This is a genomic window from Palleronia rufa, from assembly GCF_000743715.1.
GTDB lineage: Bacteria > Pseudomonadota > Alphaproteobacteria > Rhodobacterales > Rhodobacteraceae > Palleronia > Palleronia rufa.
Window position 1 is genome coordinate 92,622 of record NZ_JQEY01000006.1, and the last position, 25,874, is coordinate 118,495.

At 69.8% G+C, this 25,874-nt stretch carries 25 protein-coding genes; 11 read left to right on the top strand and 14 right to left on the bottom strand.

Annotated features, from left to right (window positions below; translation table 11 throughout):
• Positions 1–1,279: 1,279 nt before the first annotated feature.
• The 13 genes from KW83_RS10005 to rbfA form a co-directional block, all read right to left on the bottom strand.
• Complete coding sequence (locus tag KW83_RS10005; protein ID WP_036178034.1) at positions 1,280–2,062, bottom strand: Fpg/Nei family DNA glycosylase; 783 nt, start codon at positions 2,060–2,062, stop codon at positions 1,280–1,282.
• Positions 2,063–2,142: 80 nt separating this feature from the next.
• Positions 2,143–2,982 carry a 3-deoxy-8-phosphooctulonate synthase gene (gene kdsA, locus KW83_RS10010; protein ID WP_036178035.1) on the bottom strand — a complete coding sequence of 280 codons (840 nt, stop codon included), beginning with the start codon at positions 2,980–2,982 and terminating at the stop codon, positions 2,143–2,145.
• Between the two features lies 1 nt (position 2,983).
• The gene (locus KW83_RS10015; RefSeq protein WP_036178037.1) at positions 2,984–3,775 is read right to left on the bottom strand and encodes a 3-deoxy-manno-octulosonate cytidylyltransferase; all 792 of its coding nucleotides are present in this window, start codon (positions 3,773–3,775) and stop codon (positions 2,984–2,986) included.
• A complete protein-coding gene (locus tag KW83_RS10020) occupies positions 3,772–4,743 on the bottom strand; it encodes a KpsF/GutQ family sugar-phosphate isomerase (protein ID WP_036178039.1) in 972 nt (323 codons plus the stop codon). The genes KW83_RS10015 and KW83_RS10020 overlap by 4 nt, the downstream gene beginning before the upstream one ends.
• A 144-nt stretch (positions 4,744–4,887) precedes the next feature.
• A complete protein-coding gene (locus KW83_RS10025) occupies positions 4,888–5,790 on the bottom strand; it encodes a sulfotransferase family 2 domain-containing protein (protein WP_036178041.1) in 903 nt (300 codons plus the stop codon).
• 72 nt (positions 5,791–5,862) lie between these two features.
• Positions 5,863–7,257 (bottom strand): alpha,alpha-trehalose-phosphate synthase (UDP-forming), encoded by a 1,395-nt coding sequence (locus KW83_RS10030; protein ID WP_036178043.1) that lies wholly within the window; start codon positions 7,255–7,257, stop codon positions 5,863–5,865.
• Complete coding sequence (otsB, locus tag KW83_RS10035; RefSeq protein WP_051928420.1) at positions 7,242–8,060, bottom strand: trehalose-phosphatase; 819 nt, start codon at positions 8,058–8,060, stop codon at positions 7,242–7,244. Before otsB ends, KW83_RS10030 begins: the two co-directional genes overlap by 16 nt.
• A 155-nt stretch (positions 8,061–8,215) precedes the next feature.
• Entirely contained in the window at positions 8,216–8,944 is a 729-nt protein-coding gene (locus tag KW83_RS10040; protein ID WP_036178226.1) for a Crp/Fnr family transcriptional regulator, read from the bottom strand.
• A gap of 90 nt (positions 8,945–9,034) precedes the next feature.
• On the bottom strand, positions 9,035–9,715 hold the full coding sequence (locus KW83_RS10045) for a PIG-L deacetylase family protein (protein ID WP_036178045.1): 681 nt from the start codon (positions 9,713–9,715) through the stop codon (positions 9,035–9,037).
• Between the two features lie 152 nt (positions 9,716–9,867).
• Complete coding sequence (locus KW83_RS10050; RefSeq protein WP_152563556.1) at positions 9,868–10,584, bottom strand: uracil-DNA glycosylase; 717 nt, start codon at positions 10,582–10,584, stop codon at positions 9,868–9,870.
• Complete coding sequence (truB, locus tag KW83_RS10055; protein ID WP_036178057.1) at positions 10,577–11,485, bottom strand: tRNA pseudouridine(55) synthase TruB; 909 nt, start codon at positions 11,483–11,485, stop codon at positions 10,577–10,579. Before truB ends, KW83_RS10050 begins: the two co-directional genes overlap by 8 nt.
• A complete protein-coding gene (locus KW83_RS10060; RefSeq protein WP_051928421.1) occupies positions 11,485–12,222 on the bottom strand; it encodes a phosphodiester glycosidase family protein in 738 nt (245 codons plus the stop codon). The genes truB and KW83_RS10060 overlap by 1 nt, the downstream gene beginning before the upstream one ends.
• Positions 12,219–12,668: a 30S ribosome-binding factor RbfA gene (gene rbfA / locus KW83_RS10065; RefSeq protein WP_051928422.1), complete on the bottom strand. Its 450-nt coding sequence runs from the start codon at positions 12,666–12,668 to the stop codon at positions 12,219–12,221. Before rbfA ends, KW83_RS10060 begins: the two co-directional genes overlap by 4 nt.
• A gap of 98 nt (positions 12,669–12,766) precedes the next feature.
• On the opposite strand from rbfA, the gene dapB reads away from it, so the two are divergent.
• Both dapB and KW83_RS10075 read left to right on the top strand, forming a co-directional pair.
• Positions 12,767–13,567 carry a 4-hydroxy-tetrahydrodipicolinate reductase gene (gene dapB, locus KW83_RS10070; RefSeq protein ID WP_036178059.1) on the top strand — a complete coding sequence of 267 codons (801 nt, stop codon included), beginning with the start codon at positions 12,767–12,769 and terminating at the stop codon, positions 13,565–13,567.
• Between the two features lie 44 nt (positions 13,568–13,611).
• The gene (locus KW83_RS10075; RefSeq protein ID WP_036178061.1) at positions 13,612–13,953 is read left to right on the top strand and encodes a hypothetical protein; all 342 of its coding nucleotides are present in this window, start codon (positions 13,612–13,614) and stop codon (positions 13,951–13,953) included.
• Positions 13,954–13,957: 4 nt separating this feature from the next.
• Here KW83_RS10075 and KW83_RS10080 read toward each other — a convergent pair whose 3' ends face one another.
• Positions 13,958–14,131: a DUF1674 domain-containing protein gene (locus KW83_RS10080; protein ID WP_036178063.1), complete on the bottom strand. Its 174-nt coding sequence runs from the start codon at positions 14,129–14,131 to the stop codon at positions 13,958–13,960.
• A gap of 76 nt (positions 14,132–14,207) precedes the next feature.
• Between KW83_RS10080 and KW83_RS10085 the strand changes: the two genes are divergently transcribed.
• The 9 genes from KW83_RS10085 (at position 14,208) to KW83_RS10125 (ending at position 25,790) form a co-directional block, all read left to right on the top strand.
• A complete protein-coding gene (locus KW83_RS10085) occupies positions 14,208–15,470 on the top strand; it encodes an RsmB/NOP family class I SAM-dependent RNA methyltransferase (RefSeq protein ID WP_036178065.1) in 1,263 nt (420 codons plus the stop codon).
• A 175-nt stretch (positions 15,471–15,645) separates the two neighbouring features.
• Complete coding sequence (locus KW83_RS10090; RefSeq protein WP_235191403.1) at positions 15,646–17,253, top strand: heparinase II/III family protein; 1,608 nt, start codon at positions 15,646–15,648, stop codon at positions 17,251–17,253.
• A gap of 19 nt (positions 17,254–17,272) precedes the next feature.
• Positions 17,273–18,859 (top strand): bifunctional phosphoribosylaminoimidazolecarboxamide formyltransferase/IMP cyclohydrolase, encoded by a 1,587-nt coding sequence (gene purH, locus KW83_RS10095; RefSeq protein ID WP_036178069.1) that lies wholly within the window; start codon positions 17,273–17,275, stop codon positions 18,857–18,859.
• Positions 18,859–19,329: a signal peptidase II gene (gene lspA / locus KW83_RS10100; protein WP_036178071.1), complete on the top strand. Its 471-nt coding sequence runs from the start codon at positions 18,859–18,861 to the stop codon at positions 19,327–19,329. The genes purH and lspA overlap by 1 nt, the downstream gene beginning before the upstream one ends.
• Before the next feature lie 53 nt (positions 19,330–19,382).
• The gene (locus tag KW83_RS10105; protein WP_036178073.1) at positions 19,383–19,895 is read left to right on the top strand and encodes a DUF3035 domain-containing protein; all 513 of its coding nucleotides are present in this window, start codon (positions 19,383–19,385) and stop codon (positions 19,893–19,895) included.
• Between the two features lie 95 nt (positions 19,896–19,990).
• Positions 19,991–21,406 (top strand): M16 family metallopeptidase, encoded by a 1,416-nt coding sequence (locus KW83_RS10110; RefSeq protein ID WP_051928423.1) that lies wholly within the window; start codon positions 19,991–19,993, stop codon positions 21,404–21,406.
• A complete protein-coding gene (locus KW83_RS10115) occupies positions 21,406–22,704 on the top strand; it encodes a M16 family metallopeptidase (RefSeq protein WP_036178233.1) in 1,299 nt (432 codons plus the stop codon). Before KW83_RS10110 ends, KW83_RS10115 begins: the two co-directional genes overlap by 1 nt.
• A gap of 57 nt (positions 22,705–22,761) precedes the next feature.
• Positions 22,762–24,585 carry a DNA mismatch repair endonuclease MutL gene (mutL, locus tag KW83_RS10120; protein ID WP_036178075.1) on the top strand — a complete coding sequence of 608 codons (1,824 nt, stop codon included), beginning with the start codon at positions 22,762–22,764 and terminating at the stop codon, positions 24,583–24,585.
• The gene (locus tag KW83_RS10125; protein ID WP_036178076.1) at positions 24,582–25,790 is read left to right on the top strand and encodes a DNA recombination protein RmuC; all 1,209 of its coding nucleotides are present in this window, start codon (positions 24,582–24,584) and stop codon (positions 25,788–25,790) included. Before mutL ends, KW83_RS10125 begins: the two co-directional genes overlap by 4 nt.
• The last annotated feature ends 84 nt before the right edge of the window (positions 25,791–25,874 follow it).

Here is a 25,874-nt window from a genome sequence, read left to right on the forward strand (position 1 = left end):
TTTTCACGATATCTCGTCCCGGCGTTGTTTCTGCAGCGCGGCATCCTTGTCGGATTACATGGGGGACCGGCCTGCCCTGGTCAATGGTCCAGGCGACGGCGCCGGACAATGGGGTCGTCCGGACAGGTCACGGCACGAAAGACTGATGCCATCATGCGGAAGGTGGCGGATGTCCGCGTGAAACCGCCCATGCTGGACCGGGCCGCAGATGTCATCCGCCCAAGACACATCCGCCGGTCAATGCTCGGATGCGCCGGACCGAACCAGCCCGGGAGCCACAGCGAATCGCTGCGATCCCCCCGACATCGCGCAGACCACCGGCAGCGGCAGCTTCGGCAACGTAAAGATCTACGCCAGCTTTCATACCGGCCGAGCCAGGCGGTGACCTTCCTGTGCCGGTGGCGCGCGTGCGGCTGAACCGGTGGATGGCGTTCGGCCGGATCGCAATCCGCACCGGGCGCGTCGCGGGAACGCCCATCGGCACGTCGCCGGAGACCGGTGAGGCATGGCGGCGATGTCGCATTCCAACGTCAGGCATGCGACGCTTCGGTGACGGATCCGGTGCCGAAGGCGATAGTCCGACGGGCACCAGATGGCGGGGAAGGCGGATGCCCGACGCAGGACCGGGCCAAGGACGTGCGCAAGCTCTGGACCGATCAAGGCGCCAAAGATGCGCTCTCGGAACGCGACGGGTCATGCCAAGGGGTCCGAGCTGGGGTTCAAGGACGATTTCCGGACCGTCACTGCCGGTGATCGGGCACGGTCGCACGGACGACAGCCGGAACCGCGCCGGGGAGGTCCGCGTCCGCGTGTCGGGCTTTCCATCCCGATCGCATACCGTCGTGGCCACGCAGCCGCTTTTCGCCATCGCGGAGTGGCATGGGGGGATGGCGCATGTACCCGCCGGAATTCCGGCGAATTCCGCGCCAGTACGGGCGCAACGTCCTGTGGCGTACGGGCATGCCGCAGGGTTCCCGCATTCCCGCGACGACATCGTGGCCAGTATCGCCTGGGCCGATCTCTGCCTGGCCCGACCGCCGGCGATGGCGACCGGGAGGGCGGTCGGTGGCGGTGACGAAGGCGATGGCTCTTGGCACGCCGGTCTGCACCGCGCGCCATTCCGGCATCCTCCGAAATCGTCGCGCGAGGCGAGAGCGGCCTTCTGTCTGATGAGCGCGACGCGCGGGGACTGAGCGACAACATCGGGGCACCGGTGACAGGGCGCGGCGCTGCCGGAGCGGTGCCGGTCGCTTGTCGCGTGCGGGCGCTGGCGCCGCTCTCAGCCCTGGTGGGAGGTACAGAAATAGGCGGTGCGCCCGCCGACCTTGCGCCGCCCGATCGGCCCGCCGCAGCGCGGGCAGGAGGCGTCTTCCTTGCGGTAACGGGGGATCAGCCAGTCGCCGGGCAGGCGACCGTAGTCGGCGCCTGCATCGCAGACGGTCCGCAGCACCGAGCGCACGGTGTCGTGAAGCGCGCCGAGCGCGGCGCCGGACAGCCCGTCGGCGCAGGCGTCCGGATCGATGCCGGTCTGGAACAGCGCCTCGTCGCTCCAGAGATTGCCGATGCCGGCCAGCTTCTTCTGGTTCATCAGCGCGGGTTTGATCGCGCCCCGCGTGCCGCCGATGGTGTCAGCGAAGGCGTCGCGGTCGATCGCCAGCGCATCGGGCCCAAGCCCCGCCTGCACCACATACCCGGCCGGATCGTCGATCACGGCCATCCAGCCGAGCTTGCGCGGCACGCGGAACGCCAGCCTCCGGTCGCCCTCGAACGCGATGACGATGCGGGTGTGGTCGGGCGGGTCGGCGGGCGCGTCGAAGGGGATGAGAGCGCCCGTCATGCCAAGGTGCACGGCGATCCACGGACCGCTGTCGCTGCCCGCGAAGATCAGCTTGCCGTGGCGCCCGGTCCGGGTGAACTGGCGGCCGATGAGCCTGTCCCGCGCCGCCGGGCCGGGCAGGTCGACGTGGGAGGTCTCACCCAGGGTGATCGCGGAGATCGTGCGGTTGAGGCAGTGGCTCTCGACCCGGACGCGGTTCGATTCGGCTTCCGGCAGTTCGGGCATGGGCGGTCCTGTGCGGCATGGCCTGCCGACAGCTAGACCGGCGCACGCCCGGGTCCACGCGGCGCATCAACCGGTCGCGCTCAGCCCGGACCCTTGCGCAGGGCGTCGAAGGCGCGAAGCTCTCCGATGAGCGCCTCCATCCGGTCCACGGGTATCATGTTCGGCCCGTCGGAGGGGGCGTTTTCGGGATCCTCGTGGGTCTCGATGAACAGCGCCGACACGCCCACCGCACAGGCCGCGCGGGCCAGAACGGGCGCGAACTCCCGCTGTCCGCCGCTGGTCGCCCCCTGGCCGCCGGGCTGCTGGACAGAGTGCGTCGCGTCGAACACCACCGGATAGCCGGTGCGCTCCATGGTCGGCAGGCCGCGGAAGTCCGACACCAGCGTGTTGTAGCCAAAGGACGTGCCGCGGTCGCAGAGCAGGATCCGGTCGTTCCCGGTCGAGGCGATCTTCTCCGCCACGCGGCCCATGTCCCAGGGCGCCAGGAACTGGCCCTTCTTGACGTTGATCGCGGCCCCGGTCTCTCCGGCGGCCAGCAGCAGGTCGGTCTGGCGGCACAGGAACGCGGGGATCTGGAGCACGTCGCAGACCTCTGCCGCCGGGGCGCAATGGCCGCGCTCATGCACGTCGGTCAGGATCGGGCAGCCGAATTCGTCGCGGATCTTGGCCAGGATCTCCAGCCCCTTGCCGATCCCCAGACCCCGCGACGTGCCCAGGGACGAGCGGTTGGCCTTGTCGTAGCTGGCCTTGAAGATGAAGCGCGTGCCGGTCGGGGCGCAGGCCGCCGCGATCCGCTCGGCCATCATCCGGGCGTGGTCGAGGCTTTCCAGCTGGCAAGGACCGGTGATGAGCGCGAAGGGGCGCATGCCCCCGATCTCGATGTCTCCGACCGTGACCGTGCGTGTCTCGATGGCGTCCATGTCACAGCTCCTTCAGGGCGGCTTCGATGCGGGGAATGTCCTCGGGGTTGTTGAGTTCCCAGAACACCCGGCCGCGGCCGTCCACGATCACGCAGCGCACGGTGTGGCCGTTTTCGAGGAACCGGAGTTGTTCCAGGCCCTCGCGCCGCTCCAGCTCGCCCTGCGGCCACGCGACATACCGGGCCAGCGCGGCGGGACGGTAGGCATAGACGCCGACGTGGTGGAACACCGGGATGTCCCGGTCCGGCACCTGGGCGGGGTCGATATAAGGCAGCACTTCCTTGGAAAAGTAGAGCGCGTGCTGATTCACGTCGAACACCGCCGTGGTGCCGCCGACCCGGCCCGCGGCCCGGTCGTCGCGGAAATGGCCGTAGGTCAGCGGATCGACCCTGAGGACCGGGGTGGCGACCTGGGCGGCCGGGTCGTCCCGCATGGCGGCGATCAGGTCCTCGACGAACCAGGCCGGCGTCAGCGGCGCGTCGCCCTGCAGGTTGACGACCAGGTCGGCCTCGATCTTCGCCCGCGCCAGCGCGTCGGCGCAGCGGGCGGTGCCGTTCTCGCACGCCGCGGATGTCATCACCACGCTGGCGCCGAACGCCTCCGCCGCCGCCCGGATGCGGTCGTCGTCGGTGGCGACATGCACCGCCGCCACGCCCCGCACGCCCATGGCAACCTCCCAGCTCATCCGGATCAGGCTCTTGCGGGTGCCGTCGGGCAGGGTCAGCTCCGCCAGGGGTTTGCCCGGATAGCGGGTCGAGGCATGGCGCGCCGGGATCACGATCACCGTTTTCATGCGACACCGGCGCGCAGAAGGTCGTGGAGGTGCAGCACGCCGGTGGCCCGGCCCGCGTCGTCGGTCACCAGAAGCGCGTTGATCTTGCGCGCGTTCATCAGCGCCAGCGCCTGCACGGCCAGCATCTCCGTCGGAACGGTGATCGGGTCGGGGTTGGCGACCTCTTGGGCGGTGCTATCCATCAGGGTCTCCATGTTGCGGCGCAGATCGCCGTCCGAAATCACGCCGACCAGCCGACCGCCGCGGGTGACGGCGGTGATGCCAAGGCCCTTCGACGTCATCTCGATCAGCGTCTCGCCCATGGGGGTGTCGCCCTCTACGGCCGGAAGCTCGGCGCCGGAATGCATGAGCTGACCCACCGTGGCCACCTGCGCGCCCAGCTTGCCGCCCGGATGAAACACGCGGAAATCCTCGGCCACGAAGTTGCGCTGGTCCATCAGCGCCACCGCCAGGGCGTCGCCCAGCGCCAGCGTCAGCGTGGTCGAGGTGGTCGGCGCCATGCCGATGGAACAGGCTTCGGGCGCCGGCGGCAGGCAGAGCCGGAAATCCGCCGCGCGCATCAGCGTGCTCTGCGGCTTGGACGAGATCGCCACCATGGGGATCGAGAAGCGGCGGGTATGGGCAAGGATATCGCGAAGCTCGGTCGTCTCTCCGGAGTTCGAGATCAGGATGCAGATGTCGTCCCGCGTGATCATGCCCAGATCGCCGTGGCTGGCCTCGGCCGCGTGGACGAAATGCGACGGCGTTCCGGTCGACGACAGCGTGGCCGAGATCTTGCGCCCGATATGGCCCGACTTGCCGATGCCGGACACCACCACCCGGCCGCGCGCGCGCAGCATCAATTCCACCACGGGCGCGAAATCGGCGGGCAGCCGGTCGGACAGCAGGTGGATCGCGTCGGCCTCCGTCCGCAGGACACGGCGTGCGGCGGCCAGCACCGCGTCGTGAAGCTGGGTGGCGTCCTTCATGGTATGACCCCTGTCGGTTCGCGCCCTTCCGCCGGACAGGGGGACGCGGCCCAGCCGATACCAAGTTCCGCGACGCATAAAAAGGGCGGGAGGTGCCTTTGTGGCGGTCGTTGCGTCGGACCGGGACGCCGGATGGCGCAGCGGTCAGCCCTGCCGCGGGGCAAAGCTGATCTCGCCGTCGGTATCGCCTGACGCGACGCTGTCGGTATCGACGGCGTGATGCCGGCGGGCGAGATCGTGGAACAGGCCCGTCGCCAGCAGGTCCCGCTTTGGGAAGGACCGGGTGTCGCCGGGCCGGAAACGATGGTCCGCCAGCTTGTCCGTGCCGGGACGGGCGGCGTCCTGCGCGTAGTGCGACGCCCGCAGGCGCTGGAGTGCCGGAAGGGCATCGAACGAGGTCGGGCGCAGCGCGAAGGCGGCCTCGACCGCGTTCAGGCCCGGGTCGAGCGCGTGCGTGTCCATGTTCAGCGTCACCACGCGATCGAACGCCAGCTCAGAGAGCCGCGAGGCTTGCGGGCGGAGGTGGATGTTGACCTTGCGGCCGTCCGCAACCCCGAGCGCGGTCAGCAGCGCGTCGAAATCGCGGACCGACAGCCCGTCGCGCGCCTTGTCGAGACCCAGATGCTTGGCGATGGCGGGGTCCATGAAATCGTGACGGCAGACGTGGCGAAAGATCGACAGCATCCGCTCTGCCGGGTTCCGGGTGATGCGGATCAGGGCAAAGCCCGCGCCCCGCGCGCGCAGAAGGTCGTCCAGGCGGCGCCGGACCGTGTCCGACGGCTGATATACCTCTGTCCGGAACCGATGCGGCCAGCCGCTGTAGTCGGACATGGCGTCCAGCAGCCGTTCCTGGTGAAAGGCCCAAATGGCGACCTGGGAACAGGCGGATTTGGCGGACCACTGCACGGCGAGGTCGCGTCCGGCGAACACGAAGGGCAGGGGCGCGTAGCGGGCGGCGGGATCCGCGGCATCCCGTGGCGCGGCGCTCCGGGACGGCATCCGCGCATCGGGGTGCGGGCGCGTGAAGAGACGGGCCAGACGTTTCACAGTGATCCTGTGCGAAGGGCGACGGACCCATAACCCGCGATGCGGGCCAGAAGTCAACGGCAAGGCACCGCCTCAGGCCGAGCGCGTCTCCGACCGCAGGCCCATCTGACGTTCGGTCCGCGACAGGACGTCGATATATCGCGCGCCCCAGTCGAACACGTCGGTGTCCCGGACCACGCGCATCAGCCCGCGATGGCGTTCCTGCCGTTCGGCGAGCGGCATGGTCAGGCCGCGCTCGATGGTCTCCGCCACCTCGTCGGCGTCGTAGGGGTTCACGATCAGCGCGTCGGTCATCTGCTCGGCAGCACCGGCCGAGCGCGACAGGATCAGCACGCCGGGGTCGGCCTCTTCCTGCGCGGCCACGAATTCCTTGGCGACCAGGTTCATGCCGTCCGCCAGCGGCGTGACCAGCGCCAGGTCCGCCCGGCGGTAGAGCGGGGCAAGTGTTTCCCGCGCGATGTTGCGCTCTATCAGGCGGATCGGCGTCCAGTCGATTTCACCGTGCTTGCCGTTGAGGTGACCGGTGAGCGCCTCAAGCTCGCCGGTGATCGTCTGGTACGCTGCGACCGCGGATCGCGACGGCGGCGTGATCTGCAACAGCGTGGCCCGCGGAGATGTCTCCGCGCGGTTGCCGAGCCAGGTGCCGAAGCCGCGCATCCGGTGCGGGATGCCCTTGGAGTAGTCCAGCCGGTCGACGCCAAGGACCAGCCGCGTGCCGGTCGCCAGAGGCAGCGGGTCGGTGTCCAGCGGCCGGCTGGCCAGCGCCGCGAAGCCCGGTCCGTCGATGCCGATGGGAAAAGAGCGTACCGCGAACACACGGGATGCGAACTTCACCCGGCCGTCGAACCACAGCTCTCCGGCCGGATGGCTGCGGAACGCCTCGAAACAGCGGGCGACATCGGCCTCTGTCTGCAGGCCGACAACGTCGAAGCTGGACAGCCAGGTGTAGAAGTCGGACCGCTCCGGCAGCGCGGCCAGATCGGGCAGCGTCGGAAACGGGATGTGCAGGAACAACCCGATGCGCGCCTTGACGCCCAGCCCGCGCAATTCCGCCGCGACGGGCAGGAAGTGGTAGTCGTGGACCCAGATCAGGTCATCGGGCTGGACGACCGCGGCGATCATCCGGGCGACGCGGGCATTGACCGCGGCATAGGCCGCCGCGAACCGCCGTTCCAGCGACAGAAGGTCCGTGCGCCGGTGGCACAGCGGCCAGAGCACGGCATTGGCATAGCCCAGGTAGTAATCGTCGTATTCCGCCGGTGTGATGTCGAACACTGCCTTGTCATAGCCGCTGCCGCCCGGAATCGGGGTCAGGCTGTGCGACGGCGTGTCCGTCGGCGTGTCGTTGGCGCCGATCCAGAGGCCGCCGCGGCCGGTCAGAAGCTCATCCAGCGCCACCACCAGCCCGCCGGCGGGCGGCCCGTCGTTGGGGATCCGGTTGGACAGGACGATCAGCCGACCCGACATGACGCCCCCTCAGGTTCCTGTAGCCAGCAGTCGAGCAGGGCGTGGACATCCGCCACCGACCGGATGCGGTAGCTGGCGCAGGTCTCTTCGTCGCCGACGCGGATCGCAAAGCCGCCGCGCTCCTGTACCGCGGCGAACATTCCCTCGTCCGGCCGGTCGTCGCCGATCGCTACCGGGGTCCTGTCGCCGGTCCAGCGGTCCAGCAGCATTTCCACCGCGTCCCTCTTGCAGATCCGCTCGGGCATGAGTTCGAGCGCCATCTTGGAATGGCGAACCGTGAATCCGGACGTATCTTCGGCCAGTGCCGCCATGATCCGTCCGCAGGCGACCTGATGCTGCGGTGCGCCACGATAGTGGAGCACCAGCGCGGCGGGCTTTTCCTCAAGCAGCACGCCGTCATGGGCGGCGACCCAGGCGCGGAGCACCTCGCGGAGATGGGCGAAGGTCTCGGATCTCGCCTCTTCCGCGACGTGGCGATCGCCGCCGGTGCGCCATTCCGCCCCGTGGGATCCGACGAGCGTGCCGGTGAAATCGGGCAGATACTGCTCCAGATCGGCCATCCGCCGCCCGGAGACGATCGCGATCGCGCCGCCGGTCCGTTCGTCGAGCGCGCTCAGCAGATCCTGGACCCCGGACGGCACATCCACGGCGTCGGGCCGCCCGGCGATCTCCACCAGCGTACCGTCGAAATCGAGAAACAGGGCGGTGCGGCTCAGGTCGGGCGTCGCCGGCAGGGATGTCGCGGTCTTCGGGTTGCCGGGAACGAAACCGATCAGGTCATAGTAGGTCACGGAGTCATGCATGGTCGAAGCCTCCCATACGCTCGAATATACATTGGCATACACTCTATATCAGTCGCAGAACGGCGGCCCGGTTCCGGAAAACCGGAGGGATCTGGCGCGAACTTAGCAAGGATTAAGCGGTATGGCGCCGTCTCGGACCGGCACGGTCTGCCCGGTCAGGGCGCGGCGAACCAAGACAGGTCCAGATCGCCGTACCGGTTCACGAACTGGACTTCGTCCTCCATGTCCGAACGCGCGAGGAGACGGATATAGGGGCGGTCGACCTCGATCCAGCCGCGGCGGACCAGCTGTTGCATGGTGCGGTTCACGGTGATGTCGGTAGCGCCGATCACCTGTCCGATCTCACCCTGGGTCATCGGCAGGCGGACACGCGACCCGCTGCCGATGCCTGGCATCGCCAGGCGGGAGGCAATGCTCAGCAGGAAGTGGATCAGCCGGTGCTCCGCGGTCATGGTGCTGGCCGCGGCCAGCCGTTCGCGCAGTTCCAGCTGCTCGATCCCGCCGATCGCCAGCAGCAGCGCCGCCAGCCGCGGCATCTTTCGCAGCAGAAGCCCGATCCGGGCGCGCGGGAAGGGGCAGAAGTCGCCGTCGGTCTGCATCCGGACGTCCTGGCCCACGAAGTTGCCGCCAAGCTCGGCCAGGCCCACCACATCGCCCGGCACGAACACGCGGGTGATCCGGGTCTTGCCGCCACATTGCGACATGGCGACGGCGAGTCCTTGATCCAGAACCCCGATGCAGATGTCCCCGTTCACTTGGGGAAGCGCGTCTCCCCGTGCCAGATGGCGCCGATCCTTTTCCAGATCCGCGATGAAGTCGCGCTCTTCCTCGGTCAGGTCCAGGTAGGCTGTGAGGCGGCTCACGAGACAGCTGCTGGTGTCCATGGACAGGCTCCCTTCGGGATCGGAAGGGAAACGCCGCGCTTTCGGTTCCGTTTCCCGTCCGTACGGTCGCGCAGGCCAGCGGCCGACCGGTCAGACGGAACTGCGCACCAGCACGAAGGCTTCGGCGGCACCGCGATGCACCGTCGCCCCCCGCAGGGTGGCAAGCGCGCGCAGCGTTTCCATCGACCGTTCGTGCGGAGCCGCCTTGACCTGGCTGGCAAAGCAGCCAAACGCCGCGAGCTTGGACTCGATATGGTCGGTGATGTCCACAAAGACGTTGGGAACGAACGCGGGCGTCAGATAGGCGGCGTTCCAGTTGGTCTCTGACACGGTTTCATAGGCCAGAAGCGTGGCCGGGTAGTCCTGCTGGTGGGGGCGTGACGCGACCAGCGACGACACGAAGGTGTAGAAATGGTCGAGATGCATGTCGCCGGGATGCGGCACGAACAGAAGTTCGGGCGCGACCTCCGCCACGACCCTGCCGACGGCGGCGTTGGTTTCCGAATGGGGCACTTGGTCGAGCCTGGCGGCCGGCAGGTCGAGCCAGTGCGTTTGCGTCACCCCCAGCCGCGCATGGGCGGCGGAGGCTTCGGCCCGGACCTTGGCGGTTTGCTCGTCGGTGAATTGCGGCGGCATCCCGCGGGTGACAATGGCCACATGGACGGGGCGTCCCGCAGCCGCCAGACGGGCGATGGTGCCGCCGACTCCCAGAACCTCGTCATCGGGATGCGGTGCGATCACCAGGACCGGGGCGGGGGAGTCGAAATTCATGGGGTCTCCTTGGGTCGGGGCGGTGGCGAAGAGCGCGCAGGGGGGTGCCGCCTTGTAGACCGGGCCGCCCGGGTCGCGCCACGCCCCGTTTCAGCCCGTCGGTCGCGCCGATCGGCCGTTCGGGGCAGCGCGTCCACCGGATGCCGTACCCGTCAGAGCTGTGCCGTGATCTTGCGCAACCCGTCGCGGAACAGGGTGGCGCCACCATTCGCCGGGTGGCGAATCACCTCTACCCCCGGGCGGAGCGGCCCAAGGTGGTCGCGGGCGGTGTTTCCGATGCAGACGAGCCGGCAGCCCTGGAACGTGGCCAGCAGCGATTCGATGATATGGAGGGTGGCCGCCACCTCTTTTCCGGAGGGCGTGCGATTGGTCAGCGGCTGCCCCTGACGTCGCGGATGAAACGGAAACACGTTCCAGAGCACCGCGGCGTCGGTGAGACCGTAGCGCAGCAGTTCCTTCCAGACGACGGTGGCCGTGGGCTCGGAGAAGCCGCCCCGCGTTTCCGGGCCGTTCCGCGCCGCGGCGGCGCTGCTCGTGCGCCGGCCGCTGTCGCCATCGCGCAGGACAAGATGCGGCGGCACACCGTCTTTCTGCCCCAGAAGCGTCCGCTCGCAGGTCATGGCGATGCCGCTGAACCGCGCCCCCTGATAGCCCGGCGCCTCCGCGATGAGCAGCAGCCGGGCGGTGTCACGGCGCCGGCCGAGGTAGGAGGCAAGCTGCCGCGCCCGTATCTCTGCGGCATCGGGGGCGGCGTCGACGCCCTCTTCATGGATCGCATAGGGATTGGCGCAGCCGGGCGGGGCGGGCGTGTCCCGGAGCATGTTCACGAATCCGTCCAGGGCCGGGTCATTTGCCGTGGGCTCAGCCAAGGTTGAGGACCCGGCTGGGATGGAACCGTCCGGCGCGGTAGTGGCCCAGCGCGACGACCCGCTCCCCATGGGAGGCCCAGGCGAGGTCGCCGAAATCGGCCTCGGAGGACAGAACGTCGGCGGGATTGCCGTTGCGGATCGCCTGCGCGGCGACCTGCGACACGCGGCACAGCGGCAGATCGCCCAGGCCCGCCTCCACCGGCTGCAACAGCGCGTCGATCTCCGGGCTGCGGGCCAGCGCCTCGATCCGGTCCATGGTCACGGCGCCGTCCAGATCGAACGGCCCGGACCAGACGCGCCGGAGCACCGCCACATGGCCGCGGCAGCCCAGCGTGCGTCCCAGGTCGCGGGCGATGGCGCGGACATAGCCGCCCTTGCCGCAGACCATCCTCAGCCGCGCGGTATCGGGGTCCGGACAGTCGATCAGCGACAGTTCATCCACATGGAGCGGGCGGGGGGTCAGCACCGGCGCCGCCCCCTCTCGCGCCAGATCGTAGGCGCGGCGGCCGTCCACCTTCACCGCAGAGACCTGGGGCGGGACCTGTTCTATGTCGCCGGTGAAGCGCGGCAGGGCGGCGCGGATGGCCTCGGCGTCGGGACGCATGTCGGAGCGCAGAAGGACCCGGCCCGAGGCGTCGTCGGTGGCGGTCTCCGCCCCCCAGGTGACGGTGAATTCATAGGCCTTGAGCGCATCGGCGACGGATGAGACGAGCTTCGTCGCCTCGCCCAGCGCCACGGCCAGAACGCCCGTCGCGTCCGGGTCGAGCGTCCCGGCATGGCCGGCCTTGCGCGCCTCGAACGCCCAGCGGACCTTGTTCACCACGTCGGTGGACCCGATCCCGGCGGGCTTGTCCACGACCAGCCAGCCGGAGATGTCGCGGCCCTTTCGGCGGCGTCCCATCAGCCCGCCTCCCTGACCGTTCCGATGATCGGACCCATCGGCCAGCCGGCATCGTGGCGGCCGGTCCCGGCATCGTAGAGCCGGGAGATGCTGCCGTCGAAATAAAGCGCGTCCGGCACGTCCAGACCGTCCCTGAAGAGCCGCGCGAACCGGTCGAAGTTCACCGGCTCGTTGGAAATCGCCAGGACCAACCGTCCGTCCCGCGCCACGCCCGCACCGTTACGGATGTTGAGGCTGTCGGAGTCGGGCAGGAACCTCGGATGCAGCGCGCCGTCGATCACCAGGAGCGGCCCGGACTGCGTGGCGAAGCGGCAATCGGGCGGGTCGGCGGCGAAGCTGCGGCTCTCGACCACGCGGGCGGTCCCGTCGCCCAGGCAGAGAACGCCGTTGGGCAGCAGCCCGAAGTTCCCGGGCCCGTCGGAGGTGACGATCCGCTTCGTCTCCTCTCCGTTCTCGACGTAGAGACCGACGGGAGAGCGATCCGCGTGATACATGCCAGCGTTCATGGCGACCCCCAGGGCGCGCCCCTCCCGCGCCAGAGCCTGGTTCACGGCCCGGAAGCTGGCCAGGGGGGCGCCGGCATCGTCGTAGAGAAACAGGCGCACGTCCTCTTGCGCAGGGTCGATCCGGCATACGGTGAAGGAGGCGCCGTCGAAATCCGTGTCCTGGCAGGGCGCGCCGACAGCCGTCCCGCCCAGCCACGACAGCGCCGCCGCAAGCGCGAGACGCACGATCATTCCGCGCCGGTCCCGGTATCGTCCCCCGCCGCGCCGCCGCCACCGTCGGCCCCATCGTCCAGATCGCGGCGCACCTCGTCGCGGGCGAAGAGGGCGCGGGTCTCATCCATGCGGTCGAAGGTCTCGTCTATGACGAACCTCAGGTCGGGGGTGAACTTCAGAGCCGTCTCGCGCGACAGGGCGCGGCGCAATTCCGCCTTGTTGCGCTTGAGCGCCTGGATCGCGTCCTCGCGCCGGTCGCCGCCCAGCGGCATGACATAGGCGGTCGCGATCCGAAGGTCGGGGGACGCACGCACCTCCGCCACGGTGATCGACATCCGGTTCAGGTCGGGGTCGTGGATGTCGCCCTGGTTCAGCACATCCGACAGGGTGCGCCGGATCAGCTCTCCCACGCGGAGCTGGCGTTGCGTCGGGCCGGAGCCCTGGTTGTGTCGTCTGCTGGCCATGGTGGGGATCTATGGCCTGGCGCCGGTCCGCGCAACAGGGCGTTGCGGGAGCCGGCCGCGCAGGCTAGCGGAAGGAAACGACGAGGCGGAGGGACGGGATGCGGATCGCGATCACGGGCGTGTCGGGGCGGATGGGGCAGATGCTGGTCCGCGCCGTGGATGAGGCCGACGCGGCGACTTTGGCCGCCGCCCTGGAGCGGCCCGGCCACGACTGGCTGGGGCGCGATCTGGGGCAGGCCATGGGCGGAACGGACCGCGGGATCAAGGTCACGGACGATCCGGCGGCGGCGCTGGCGGATGCCGACACGGTGATCGACTTCACCGCGCCACTGGCTACGGTGGCCCTGGCGCGGACCGCGGCAGAGGCCGGCGTCGCCCATGTGATCGGCACGACCGGCTTTACGAATGCGCAGATCGCCGCGATCGACGCCGCCGCCGAAACGGCGGTGATCGTGCGTGCGGGCAACATGAGTCTGGGCGTGAACCTGCTGACCAGCCTGGTACGCCGTGTCGCGGCCAGCCTCGGGGCGGACTACGACATAGAGGTGGTAGAGGCGCATCACCGCATGAAGGTGGACGCCCCCTCCGGCACGGCGCTGATGCTGGGCGAGGCGGCCGCGGAGGGGCGGGGGGTCGCGCTCGACACGGTGGCCGACCGCGGGCGGGACGGCATCACCGGTGCGCGGGACACCGGCGCGATCGGGTTCCACGCCATCCGGGGCGGCGACATCATCGGCACCCATGACGTGATCTTCGCCGGATCGGGAGAAGTGATCACCCTGAGCCATCGCGCGACGGATCGGGCTCTGTTCGCAAGGGGCGCCGTGCGCGCGGCGCTCTGGACGGCGGGGCGCGCGCCCGGACATTACGACATGGTGAACGTGCTCGGACTCGACTGATCGCCACCCGTGCTGGCACGATATCCGCGACCGAAAGGATCCCGATGCTGCGCCTGACCCTGGTTCTGATCGCCCTCGCCCTGCCCGTCACCGCGCAGGAACGTCTGTCGTCCCGTGAGCAGTTCGTCTCGCGCGTGGCCGACCGCGAATTGACGCGGCTGGGGATCGGCGTGTCTGTGACGGGCGACGGCCGGATCCGTGGATCTGCCTTCGGAACCCCCGTGACCGGATCGTGGGACTGGTCGGGCGCGTTCTTCTGCCGGACGATGGAATGGGGCAGCCGGTCCTGGGGCCGCTCTTGCCAGGCGGTGCAGATCGACGGCGGGCGGGTCTATTTCATCGCCGACAAGGGGCGCGGAAGCCAGGTCTATCTGAACCTGCCCTGAGCGGTCAGAAGTCGATGGCGATGCCCTTCTTCTCCCAGTCGCCGTAGCGCACCGGTTCCGGCCCGTCGCGGCCGCCCAGTTCCGGCGGCAGCGACGGTGCGGCCGCGGCGCGGCGCCGGGCTTCGGCCTCTTCGAGGGCGCGGAGGGCTTCCGGGGGCAGGCGGGGCGTGTCGGTCATGGCTGTGCTCGCTGGTCTTTTCCTTGCTGGCCTTCCATATACGCGCGGTCTGCCGTCGCTCAAGGACCCCCGGACCATGGACCGCACCCGTGCCGCCGCGCTCAGACTCCTGACCAGCGCGACCGATGAGGGCCGCCTGCTGGCGGAGGTGGAGGGCGACGTGCTCGGCCCCTTGCCGGGGCCGGAGCGCGCCCGGGCACGGCGTCTGGCGGTGGCGACGCTGCGCTGGCGCGACCGGGCGGATCGCGCGCTGGGCCCGTTCCTGCGGGTCAAGCCGTATCCCGAGGTGCTGAATGCCCTGCGCCTGGCGCTGGTCGAGATCCGGGTGGAGCGCGGTGCCGCCCATGGCGTGGTCGGCGCGATGGTCGAGATCGTGAAAGCGGGCGAGCGCACGGCGGGACAGGCGGGGCTGGTCAACGCGGTGCTGCGCAACGTGCTGCGCCAGCCGCCCGAAAGCTGGGACGCCCTGCCGCTGCCGCGCCTGCCGAAATGGCTGCGCAAGCCGCTTGTGGCCGACTACGGCAAGGCGACCGTCGCGGCGATGGAGGCGGTGTTCGCCGCGTCTCCGCCCCTTGACCTCACGGTGCGCGACGATGCCGGGGGCTGGGCCGCGAAGCTGGGGGCAGAGGTGCTGCCCACGGGCAGCCTGCGCCTGCGGGACGCGGGGCAGGTCAGCCTTCTGCCTGGGTATGCGGAGGGCGCGTGGTGGGTCCAGGATGCCGCCGCCGCGATCCCGGTGCAGGTTCTGGCGCCGCGACCTGGGGAACGGGTGCTGGACCTCTGTGCCGCGCCGGGGGGCAAGACGCTGCAACTGGCCGCCCGTGGCGCAGAGGTCACCGCGCTGGACCTGTCCGGCCCCCGCATGGCCCGGGTGACCGAGAACCTGTCGCGCTGCGGGCTCAAGGCGAACACGGTCATCGCCGATGCGTTGGACTGGATGCCGGACGTCCCGTTCGATGCCGTTCTTCTGGATGCGCCCTGCACCGCGACGGGTACCATCCGCCGGCATCCGGATCTGCCCGTCGCCAAGACCGGAGACAGCTTTCCCGCTCTCTTCGCGTTGCAGGAGCGACTGATCGACCGGGCGCTGACCCTGGTGCGGCCCGGCGGACGGGTGGTGTTCTGTACCTGCTCGCTGCTCATCGACGAGGGAGAGGAACAGATCCGCGACGCCGTGCTGCGCAATCCCGGCACCGGCGTGGACACCGCCCCGCTGCACCTGCCGGGGATCGAGCCCGGCTGGATCGGCCCGGAGGGCCTGCGCCTCAGGCCCGACTTCTGGGCCGGGCGCGGCGGCATGGACGGGTTTTTCGTGGCGGTTCTGCGCCGTTCGGCATGACCATCCCGATGACACCGGGGCCGCGCCGGTCTAGGCTGACGCGAACAAGACGTGCGGGATACCGCTGACAGGCATGGCCGAGCATCGACTTTCCTTCCTTGACCGGGCCCGGCTGCGGCGCGCGACGCGGCGCGGGCCGGAGGCCGGTATCGCACAAGCACCCGGCCCGCGCGGCATGGGCCATGTTGGCCGCGGGCAGCGGATGACCGCCGGCGCGTTCCTCTTCGCCGGCCACGCGGCCGACGCGCCGGACACCGCCATCTGGGACCTGCCCATAGCCGCCCCCCGTGCGCTGGAAGAGATCCACGGGTTCGCCTGGCTCGACGATCTGGCGGCGGCGGGCGATGCTGCCGCCCTGGCCTGCGCGCAGGGCTGGACCGACGACTGGCTCACCCGTTTCGGGGCCGGGGCCGGGCCGGGCTGGCGGGCGGACGTGCTGGGACGGCGGATCGCCCGCTGGATCGACCACGCGGAGCTTCTGATGGGCGGGGACGCCCCCCGCGATGCGGCCCTGCGCCGGTCGCTGGCGGCCCAGGCGCGGCTGCTGTCGCGCCGGTGGACGGCCGCGCCGCCGGGATCGCCCCGGATCGAGGCGCTCTGCGCGCTGCTTCTCGCCACGCATGTCCTGCCGGCGATCGGCAGAACGCGCGGGGCCGCCCTCACCGCCCTTGGCCGGGAGGTGTCCGCCGTGGTCGCCGCCGATGGCACCGTCGCCTCCCGCAATCCCGAAGCGCTCGCCGCGCTGTTCGTCCGGCTGGCCCGTCTGCGCGCCGATCTCTCCTCGGCGGATATGTCCCTGCCGAAAGACCTTGCCGACGCCCTTGCCGCCATGGCTCCGGTTCTGCGCAGCCTGCGCCATGCCGATGGCGGTCTTGCGCGGTTCCATGGCGGTGGACCGGGCGTGCCCGGCGTGCTGGACCAGGCCCTTGCCGCGTCGGGAACGCCGGTCGAGCCGCGGCTTGCGACCGCCATGGGCTATGCGCGCCTTTCCCATGGGCGCACGACGCTGCTGCTGGACGCCGCGTCGCCGCCCGAAGGGGATGCCTCGCGCCATGGCCACGCCGCCACCCTGGCGTTCGAGCTTACCTCCGGGCGGCGCCCTCTGGTGGTGAACTGCGGCGCGGGCGACGGCTTCGGCGACCGCTGGCGGCGGGCGTCCCGCGCCACGCCGTCGCAGTCCACCCTGGCCATCGACGGGTTTTCGTCCGCGCGCCTGGACCGGGCGGACGGCCACGGCCCATTGTGCGACACGCCCCGCGACGTGCGGATCGAGCGGCGGCGCGACGGCCGGTCCTCTGGCCTGGTCGCGGGCCATGACGGCTACGTGGCGACCCACGGGCTGACCCACGTGCGGCAGATCCACCTCTCGCGCGACGGGCGCGGCGTGCGGGGAGAGGACGTGCTCGCCACGGTCGAAGGCGAAGACGAGCGCATCTTCGACCGTGCCCTGGTGGCTGCCAGGGGGCCGATCCCGTTCCGCGTGCGGTTTCACCTGCACCCCGATGTGGTGGCACGGACGGCCGATGATGGATCCTCGGTCGAACTCATGCTGAAATCGGGCGAGCTGTGGGTCTTCCGCGTCCAGGATGGCGCGTCGATGTCCCTGCAGCCATCGATCTACCTCGACGCCGGTCTGGCGGAGCCGCGGCCGACCGGGCAGATCGTCCTGAGCGCGACGGCGGCAAAATACGCGACGCGGGTCAGCTGGACCCTTGCAAAAGCCCGGCAAACCCCCGATGCGGTGCGCGATACCGTTCACGAGGACCGGCCCGTGCTGGTCTGAGCCGGGAGGAACCTGTCCGATGCCCGACCTGGTTGCCGTCAAGCGCGCGCTGATCTCGGTCTCAGACAAGACCGGGCTTGCCGATCTGGGTCGTGCCCTGGCCGCCCGCGGGATCGAGATCCTGTCCACCGGCGGTTCGGCCAAGGCCTTGCGCGACGTCGGCCTGACGGTGCGCGACGTGGCCGATGCGACGGGTTTTCCGGAAATGATGGACGGGCGGGTCAAGACCCTGCATCCGGCGGTCCACGGCGGCCTGCTGGCGCTGCGCGACGACCCCGACCACATCGAGGCCATGGCGGCGCACGGGATCGGCGCCATCGATCTGCTGGTGGTGAACCTCTACCCGTTCGAGGCGACCGTCGCGCGCGGCGCGGATGCGGCGGAGGCGGTCGAGAACATCGACATCGGCGGCCCGGCGATGATCCGCGCGGCGGCCAAGAACCACCGCTTCGTGGCGACAGTGGTGGATGTAGGGGATTACGGCGCGTTGCTCGAAGAGCTCGACGCCCATGGCGGCGGGACGCGGCTGGCCTTTCGCCGGACCCTGGCGCAGCAGGCCTTTGCGCGCACGGCGGCCTATGACGCGGCGGTGTCCAACTGGATGGCCGACGCGATGGGTGAAATGGTCCCCCGCCGCAGGGCCGTGGCGGGGACCCTGCGCCAGGCCATGCGCTACGGCGAGAATCCGCACCAGCGGGCCGCGTTCTACACCGACGGCTCTGACCGGGCGGGCGTGGCGACAGCGGTTCAGCACCAGGGCAAGGCGCTGAGCTACAACAATATCAGCGACACCGACGCCGCGTTCGAACTGGTGAGCGAATTCGCCGACGCCCCGCCGACCTGCGTCATCGTCAAGCACGCCAACCCCTGCGGCGTCGCCCGGGGCGAAACGCTGGCCGAGGCCTACGCCCGCGCATTCGACTGCGACCGGACGTCCGCCTTCGGCGGGATCGTGGCGCTGAACCGGCCCCTCGACGCGGAGACGGCGCGCGCGATCGTCGGCATCTTCACCGAAGTCGTGGTCGCGCCCGGCGCAACGGATGCGGCGCGGGAGGTGTTCGCCGCCAGGAAGAACCTGCGCCTGCTGACCACCGGCGGGCTGGCCGATGCGCGGGCCGCGGGGCAGGTCTGGAAACAGGTCTCCGGCGGGTATCTGGTGCAGGATCGCGACGCCGGTCACGTGGCCCGCGATACGCTGGACGTTGTCACGCAGCGCAAGCCGACGGACCAACAGATCGACGATCTGCTGTTTGCGTGGACCGTCGCCAAGCATGTGAAATCCAACGCCATCGTCTACGCCAGGGACGGCGCGACGGTGGGCGTGGGGGCAGGGCAGATGAGCCGGGTTGACAGCACCCGCATCGCCGCCCGCAAGGCCTGCGACATGGCAGAGACGTTGGGCCTGCCGGACAGCCCCGCGGTCGGCTCCGTCGTCGCGTCGGATGCGTTCTTTCCCTTTCCCGACGGCCTGCTTGCGGCTGCGGAGGCGGGTGCGCGTGCGGTGATCCAGCCCGGCGGCTCCATGCGCGACGGGGAGGTGATCGCCGCCGCCGACGCGGCGGGGCTTGCCATGGTGTTCACCGGTCAGCGGCACTTTCGGCACTGATGCGCCGCCTCTGGATCATCGCCGCCGCGACCTTCGCGCTCGATCAGATCACCAAGCTGCTGGTGGTCCAGGTCGCGGGCCTGATCTCGCGCGGGACCATCGATGTGTTCGCGCCGTACGTGGTGTTCCGCATGGTCTGGAACCGCGGCGTCAACTTCGGCCTCATGGCCGGTGACGGCGCCTTGACCAAATGGATCCTGATCGGCGTGGCCTTGGCGATCTCCGGCTGGGTGCTGCTCTGGATGCGGCGCGAGCGTCCGAACCGCTGGGCGATGGTCTCCGCCGGCCTGCTGATCGGCGGCGCGCTGGGCAATGTGGTGGACCGGCTGATCTACGGGGCGGTGGCCGATTTCCTGAACATGTCGTGCTGCGGATTGGAGAATCCCTACAGCTTCAACGTGGCCGATATCTCGATCTTCGCCGGGGCGCTCGGCCTCATCGTCTTTACCGGTCGCAACAAGACGGCGTGACGGGGGCGGGCGGATCGGCTAAACCTCGGCATCGTGGACCCAGGAGGCTCGGGATGAGACCGATTTTGCGCATCGTGGCGGTTGTCGCCCTGGCCGGACTGGCCGGTTGCGGCGGAACGCCCGATCTCGTCCGTCTCAGCAAGGACGGTCCAGGCCCGGATGAATTCGGTATCCTGCCCAACAAGCCGCTGGCGCAGCCGACCAACCTTGCAGAACTGCCGGCGCCGACGCCCGGAGGGGCCAACCGCGGCGACCAGACTCCCCTGTCGGACGCGGTTGCCGCGCTGGGCGGGCGTCCCGGCGGCGCCACCGCCGGCGTGCAGGGACCGCAGCTGATCGCCCGCGCGTCGCGTTTCGGGGTGGATCGCGGCATCCGCACGACCCTGGCCCAGGAAGATCTGGCGTTTCGCCAGCGCAACGACCGGCGCCCGCTGGAGAGGCTCTTCGGCACCAACGTCTATTTCGGTGCCTACGAAAGGCTGTCTCTGGACCAGTACGCCGAACTCGAACGTCTGCGCCGGCGGGGCATTCGCACGCCCGCCGCCCCGCCCCCCGGCGCCGACTGACGCGCACGCGACTTCACGTCGCCGTGGACCCCGATTGCGCCCGTCCGCCGCGCGGCTAGGTTGACGCGTGATTTGTCCCGCAGAGGTCTTTTCCCATGCATCGCCTGATCCCCGCTGCCGCCGTTGTGCTGAGCGCGGCGCTTCCCGCCCGCGCGGCGGAGGTCGACACCTTCACGCTCGACAACGGGATGGAGGTCGTCGTCCTGGAGGACCACCGCGCGCCGGTGGTCGTCCAGATGGTATGGTACCGGGTGGGCGCGGCGGATGAAGAACCGGGCGTCTCCGGCGTCGCGCATTACCTGGAGCACCTGATGTTCAAGGGCACGGACGATCTGGAGCCGGGCGAGTTCTCTCGCGTTGTCGCGGCCCAGGGCGGCAGCGACAACGCCTTTACCGGGCCCGATTACACCGCCTATTTCCAGCGCGTGGCGGCCGACCGGCTGGGTCTGATGATGGAGATGGAGGCCGACCGGATGCGCGACCTTCAACTCGACGACCGCGACATCGCCACCGAACTCCGCGTCGTTCAGGAAGAGCGCAACCAGCGGATCGAGAACGACCCCGGCGCGCTTTTCGCCGAGCAGCGCGACGCCGCCCAGTACCTCAACCATCCCTACGGCCGCCCGGTGATCGGCTGGATGCAGGAGGTGGAGGCGCTTGACCTTGAGGACGCGCTGTCCTTCTACCGCCGCTACTACGCGCCGAACAACGCGATCCTGGTCGTGGCGGGCGACGTGACGCCGGACGAGGTCCGAACCCTGGCGGAGAGGTACTACGGCCCCGTTGAACCGACCGAGGACCTGCCCCGGCGCATGCGCCCGCAGGAGCCGCCGCAGCTTGCCGAACGGCGCATCGTGTTCGAGGATCCCCGCGTCGCGCAACCCTATGTCATCCGCACCTACCTGGCGCCCGAGCGCGATCCCGGCGCGCAGGAGACGGCAGCCGCGCTGACCCTTCTGGCCGAGATCCTGGGATCGGGTCAGACGTCGGAACTGGCGACCCGGCTGCAATTCGGAACCGGCGAGGCGCTTTATTCCTCTGCCTTCTACAACGGCACGTCCTATGACGACACGACCTTCGGCCTTGTGGTGGTGCCCGCACCGGGCGTGTCGCTGGAAGATGCCGAAGCGGCCCTTGACCGGGCCCTGGCGGCGTTCCTGGAGGATGGCGTGGACGCCGGGCAGCTCGACCGGATCAAGACCCAGATCCGCGCCAGCGAGATCTACGAATCCGACAGCCCGCAATCGCTGGCGAACCGCTATGGGCGGGCACTGACTTCCGGTCTGACGCTCGACGATATCGAGGCATGGCCCGATGTGCTGGACGCGGTGACCGCCGACGACATCCTCGCCGCCGCGCGGGAGGTGCTGGACCGCGATCGTTCGGTGACCGGCTACCTGACCGCGCCGGACACCGCGCCGGACGACGCCGTGGCCCCGGCGCCCGCCTCGGCCACCGCGCGCGACGCGGCCCCCGCGCCGAACCCCGAGACCAGGGAGACCGTGCAATGATCCGCCTCACCCTTGCCATGCTGCTCGCCCTGGCCGCGCTGCCGGTTCGCGCCGCCGTCGAGATCCAGCAAGTGACCTCTCCGGGCGGCATCGACGCCTGGCTGGTCGAAGAGAGCTCGATACCGTTCACCGCGCTGGAAATCCGCTTTGGGCCGGGCGCCGCGCTCGACCGGACGGGCAAGCGCGGCGCGGTGAACCTGATGGCCGGGCTGCTGGAGGAAGGCACCGGCGATCTGGACGCCCAGGGGTTCGCCGCCGCCCGCGACGCCCTGGCCGCGTCGTTCGACTACGACGCCTATGACGATGCGGTGAGCGTATCGGCGCGCTTCCTGACGGAAAACCGCGATGCGGCGGTGGACCTGCTGCGCCGGTCGCTGGTCGAGCCGGCCTTTGCGCAGGACGCTGTCGACCGGGTCCGCGACCAGGTGCTGTCGGTGATCGCGCGCGACTCGACGGACCCCGGCGCCATCGCGCGTCGGATCTGGGACGCCCGGGCGTTTCCGGACCATCCCTATGGCCAGCCGGTCGAAGGCACGGTCGAGAGCGTGACCGCACTCACCCGAGAGGATATCGTCCAGGCCCATCGCGACACGCTGGTGCGGGACAATCTCTATGTCTCCGCCGTGGGCGACATCACGCCGGAGGCGCTGGGCAAGCTCTTGGACGACCTGCTGGGCGCGCTGCCGGAAACGTCGGATGCGACCCCGCCGGGCGACGCGGGCTGGAACCTGGCGCCCGGCGTGAGCGTCGTGGACTACGACACGCCGCAGTCGGTGATCCTTTTCGGCCATGAGGGGATCGCGCGCGACGACCCGGATTTCATGACCGCCTATATCCTGAACGAGATCTTCGGCGGATCCGGCTTCAACTCCCGTCTGATGGAGGAGGTGCGCGTCAAGCGCGGCCTGACCTACGGGATCGGCACCTATCTGGCGCCCATGGACTACGCGGCGATGATCGGCGGTCAGGCGGCCTCTGCCAACGCGACCGCGGGCGCCCTTGTGGATGTGGTGCGAGAGGAATGGGGCCGGGTGGCCGAGGGGGTCACGGAAGAGGAACTGGCCGAGGTCAAGACCTACCTCACCGGGGCCTATCCCCTGCGCTTCGACGGCAACGCCAATATCGCGCAGATCCTGGTGGGGATGCAGATGGACGGGCTGCCGACGGACTATGTGGCGACGCGCAACGATGAGGTGGAGGCCGTGACGCTGGACGACATCCGCCGGGTGGCCCGGCGGATCTACCGCCCGGAGGACCTGTCCTTCGTGATCGTCGGCCGGCCAGAGGGCACGAACTAGCGCCACCACTGTTTTCGACGTTTCAGAATCGCGGGGGATCGTGCTACCCCTAGGGGCATGACCGCCCATGACCGCAATATCTCACGGCCCGCCATACGTCAGCTGGACGATTCGGCCATCAACCGGATCGCCGCCGGAGAGGTGGTCGAGCGTCCCGCGTCGGCGGTAAAGGAACTGGTGGAGAACGCCATCGACGCCGGTGCGACCCGCATCGCCATCGATTACGCGGATGGCGGCAAGACGCTGATCCGCGTCACCGACGACGGCTGCGGCATGTCGGCGGAGGACCTGCCCCTGGCGCTGTCCCGCCACGCCACGTCCAAGATCGACGGCGACGACCTGCTCAACATCCGCTCGTTCGGGTTCCGCGGCGAGGCGCTGCCGTCCCTGGGCGCCGTGGGCCGCCTGACGCTGACCTCCCGCGCCGCGGGCGGCGACGGCGCGTGCCTGTCCGTCGCCGGCGGGCGGGTGGCCCCGGTCAGGCCCGCCGCGATCCGGGCCGGCACCGTGGTCGAGCTGCGCGACCTCTTCTACGCCACGCCCGCGCGGCTGAAGTTCCTGCGCACCGACCGGGCCGAGGCGCAGGCCATCGGCGATGTGGTCCGGCGGCTGGCCATGGCCGAACCCCTCATCGGCTTCGACCTGCGCGATGTCTCTGGCGGCGGAGAGGGGCGCGATCTGTTCCGGGCCGAGGCCGGCCAGGGCGATCTCTTCGATGCGCTCCACGCCCGGCTGGCTTGCGTCCTGGGCGCCGCGTTCGCGGAGAACGCGCTGCGGATCGACGCCGAGCGCGAGGGCGTGTCGCTCTCGGGTTTTGCCGCGTTGCCGACGTTTTCGCGCGGCGGGGCGAGCCATCAGTACCTTTTCGTCAACGGCCGCCCGGTCCGGGACAAGCTGTTGTACGGCGCTTTGCGCGGCGCCTATCAGGATTTCCTCAGCCGCGATCGTCATCCCGTCGCCGCGCTCTTCGTGGAACTCGACCCCGCGCGGGTCGATCAGAACGTCCACCCCGCCAAGACAGAAGTGCGGTTCCGCGAACCCGGCGTCGTGCGCGGGCTGATCGTTTCCGGCCTGAAGCACGCGCTGGCCGGGGCCGGGCACCGGGCGTCCACCACCGTCGCTGCGGCGACGCTGGGCGCGTTCCGGCCCGGGCCGGAGGCGCCGCGCGTCTATCAGATGGATCGCGCGCAGCCGCGCCCCGCGACCGGCTTCGCCGAGTCCCCCGCGCCGTTCGACTGGGACGCGCCCCAGGTCACGGCGCGGGTCGAGGAGGAGTGCGCGGCGGATAGCCCGGCGGAGCAGTTCCCCCTGGGTGCCGCGCGGGGCCAGGTCCATGAGAACTACATCATCGCGCAGACCGCGCGGGGCATGGTCATCGTCGACCAGCACGCCGCCCACGAACGGCTGGTCTATGAGACCCTCAAGCGGCAGATGGCCGAAAGCGGCGTCGCCGCGCAGGCCCTTCTGATCCCAGAGATCGTCACCCTTGGCGAAGGCGACGCCGCCCGCCTGATGGAAATTGCCAAGGATCTCCACACCATGGGCCTGACGCTGGAACCCTTCGGCAGCGGCGCCGTCGCCGTGCGCGAGACCCCCGCGATACTGGGTGAGGTAAATGCCGAGGCGATGCTGCGCGACATCCTCGATGAACTCGACGATGCCGGAGACTCGCTATCGGTTCGCGCCCGTATCGACGCGGTGCTGAGCCGGATGGCCTGTCATGGCTCTGTCCGGTCGGGACGGCGGATGCGCGCCGAGGAGATGAACGCGCTCCTGCGGCAGATGGAGGCCACGCCCCATTCAGGCCAATGCAACCATGGCCGCCCCACCTATGTGGAACTGAAGCTGGCGGACATAGAACGGCTTTTTGGACGCACATGAACACGGTTCTCGCACCTCTTCTGGAAGATCCGGCCGCGCTGGGACTGATCCTTGGCGCGGTTGCACTTGTCTTGCTGTTGCTGTCGGTCATCCGGGCTGGCCGCTCTGCCCGCGTGACGGAGGCTCTGGCGCGTGAGATCCGGCGCATGGGCGGCGACATGGACCGGCTGGGAGAGGGCCAGACCCGTCTGGCGGGCTCTCTCCAGACAGTGAGCGAGACGGCCGCCCAGACGCAGCTGCGCGTCCTGCAAACGGTAGAATCGCGCCTGGCGGAGGTCCAGCGCCAGATGGGCGAGCGGCTGGCGGACAGCGGCGTGCGGCAGCAACGCTCGATCTCCGAGATGCAGGAGCGGATGCAGGAGGTGCTGAACGGCCAGACCCAGCGCACGGCCACGTCCCTGACCCAGCTGCAGGAGCGGCTGGCGACCATCGACCGCGCCCAGGACAATATCCAGAAACTGTCCGGCGACGTGCTGTCGTTGCAGGACATCCTGGCCAACAAGCAGCGCCGCGGCGCCTTCGGCGAGATCCAGCTGCACGACATCGTGTCGAAGGCGCTGCCGGCGGACAGCTATACCTGGCAGGCGACGCTCTCGACCGGGGCGCGGGCCGATTGCCTGATCCACCTGCCGGACCCTCCGGGCCCCATCGTCGTGGACGCCAAGTTCCCCTTGGAGGCCTATGAGACCTACGTCGCGGCCCAAACGCCGGAGGAGGCGAAGCGCGCCCTGTCGGGCCTGGGGCAGGCCGTCCGGAAGCACATCCGCGACATCGCGCAGAAATACATCCTGGATGGCGAGACGGCGGACGGCGCGCTGATGTTCCTGCCGTCAGAGGCGGTCTATGCCGAACTCCACGCGCGGCTGTCCCATGTCGTGCGCGAAGGCTTCGCCGCGCGGGTCTGGATCGTCTCGCCGACCACCTGCATGGCCACGCTCAACACCATGCGCGCCGTGCTCAAGGACGCGCGGATGCGCGATCAGGCCGGCGCGATCCGGCGCGAACTGGGCCTGCTGCATGGCGATCTTCAGCGGCTGGGCGACCGTGTCGGCAACCTCGACCGGCATTTCGAGCTGGCGCGCCGCGACGTGGAGCAGATCAGAACCTCTGCCGAGAAGGCGGGACGGCGCTCTGGCCGGCTCCATGATTTCGACTTCGACGACAGCGGCGGCGATACGCCCGCGCTTCTGTCCGCGGGGGAGTGAGACCTAGTGACGCGCGGAGTGTCCCCTTCCGGACCGGGTCTGCTATGTGCTGTCACAGAATGAAACCCGGCTGCGCGGATCTGC

Excerpts from the sequence above, each read along its gene's own strand:
- KW83_RS10005 (WP_036178034.1), bottom strand. The coding sequence starts at position 2,062 with ATGCCCGAACTGCCGGAAGCCGAATCGAACCGCGTCCGGGTCGAGAGC.
- kdsA (WP_036178035.1), bottom strand. The coding sequence starts at position 2,982 with ATGGACGCCATCGAGACACGCACGGTCACGGTCGGAGACATCGAGATC.
- KW83_RS10015 (WP_036178037.1), bottom strand. The coding sequence starts at position 3,775 with ATGAAAACGGTGATCGTGATCCCGGCGCGCCATGCCTCGACCCGCTAT.
- KW83_RS10020 (WP_036178039.1), bottom strand. The coding sequence starts at position 4,743 with ATGAAGGACGCCACCCAGCTTCACGACGCGGTGCTGGCCGCCGCACGC.
- KW83_RS10030 (WP_036178043.1), bottom strand. The coding sequence starts at position 7,257 with ATGTCGGGTCGGCTGATCGTCCTGTCCAACCGGATCCCCAACGACGGG.
- otsB (WP_051928420.1), bottom strand. The coding sequence starts at position 8,060 with ATGCATGACTCCGTGACCTACTATGACCTGATCGGTTTCGTTCCCGGC.
- KW83_RS10040 (WP_036178226.1), bottom strand. The coding sequence starts at position 8,944 with ATGGACACCAGCAGCTGTCTCGTGAGCCGCCTCACAGCCTACCTGGAC.
- KW83_RS10045 (WP_036178045.1), bottom strand. The coding sequence starts at position 9,715 with ATGAATTTCGACTCCCCCGCCCCGGTCCTGGTGATCGCACCGCATCCC.
- truB (WP_036178057.1), bottom strand. The coding sequence starts at position 11,485 with ATGGGACGCCGCCGAAAGGGCCGCGACATCTCCGGCTGGCTGGTCGTG.
- KW83_RS10060 (WP_051928421.1), bottom strand. The coding sequence starts at position 12,222 with ATGATCGTGCGTCTCGCGCTTGCGGCGGCGCTGTCGTGGCTGGGCGGG.
- rbfA (WP_051928422.1), bottom strand. The coding sequence starts at position 12,668 with ATGGCCAGCAGACGACACAACCAGGGCTCCGGCCCGACGCAACGCCAG.
- dapB (WP_036178059.1), top strand. The coding sequence starts at position 12,767 with ATGCGGATCGCGATCACGGGCGTGTCGGGGCGGATGGGGCAGATGCTG.
- KW83_RS10075 (WP_036178061.1), top strand. The coding sequence starts at position 13,612 with ATGCTGCGCCTGACCCTGGTTCTGATCGCCCTCGCCCTGCCCGTCACC.
- KW83_RS10080 (WP_036178063.1), bottom strand. The coding sequence starts at position 14,131 with ATGACCGACACGCCCCGCCTGCCCCCGGAAGCCCTCCGCGCCCTCGAA.
- KW83_RS10085 (WP_036178065.1), top strand. The coding sequence starts at position 14,208 with ATGGACCGCACCCGTGCCGCCGCGCTCAGACTCCTGACCAGCGCGACC.
- KW83_RS10090 (WP_235191403.1), top strand. The coding sequence starts at position 15,646 with ATGGGCCATGTTGGCCGCGGGCAGCGGATGACCGCCGGCGCGTTCCTC.
- purH (WP_036178069.1), top strand. The coding sequence starts at position 17,273 with ATGCCCGACCTGGTTGCCGTCAAGCGCGCGCTGATCTCGGTCTCAGAC.
- lspA (WP_036178071.1), top strand. The coding sequence starts at position 18,859 with ATGCGCCGCCTCTGGATCATCGCCGCCGCGACCTTCGCGCTCGATCAG.
- KW83_RS10105 (WP_036178073.1), top strand. The coding sequence starts at position 19,383 with ATGAGACCGATTTTGCGCATCGTGGCGGTTGTCGCCCTGGCCGGACTG.
- KW83_RS10110 (WP_051928423.1), top strand. The coding sequence starts at position 19,991 with ATGCATCGCCTGATCCCCGCTGCCGCCGTTGTGCTGAGCGCGGCGCTT.
- mutL (WP_036178075.1), top strand. The coding sequence starts at position 22,762 with ATGACCGCCCATGACCGCAATATCTCACGGCCCGCCATACGTCAGCTG.
- KW83_RS10125 (WP_036178076.1), top strand. The coding sequence starts at position 24,582 with ATGAACACGGTTCTCGCACCTCTTCTGGAAGATCCGGCCGCGCTGGGA.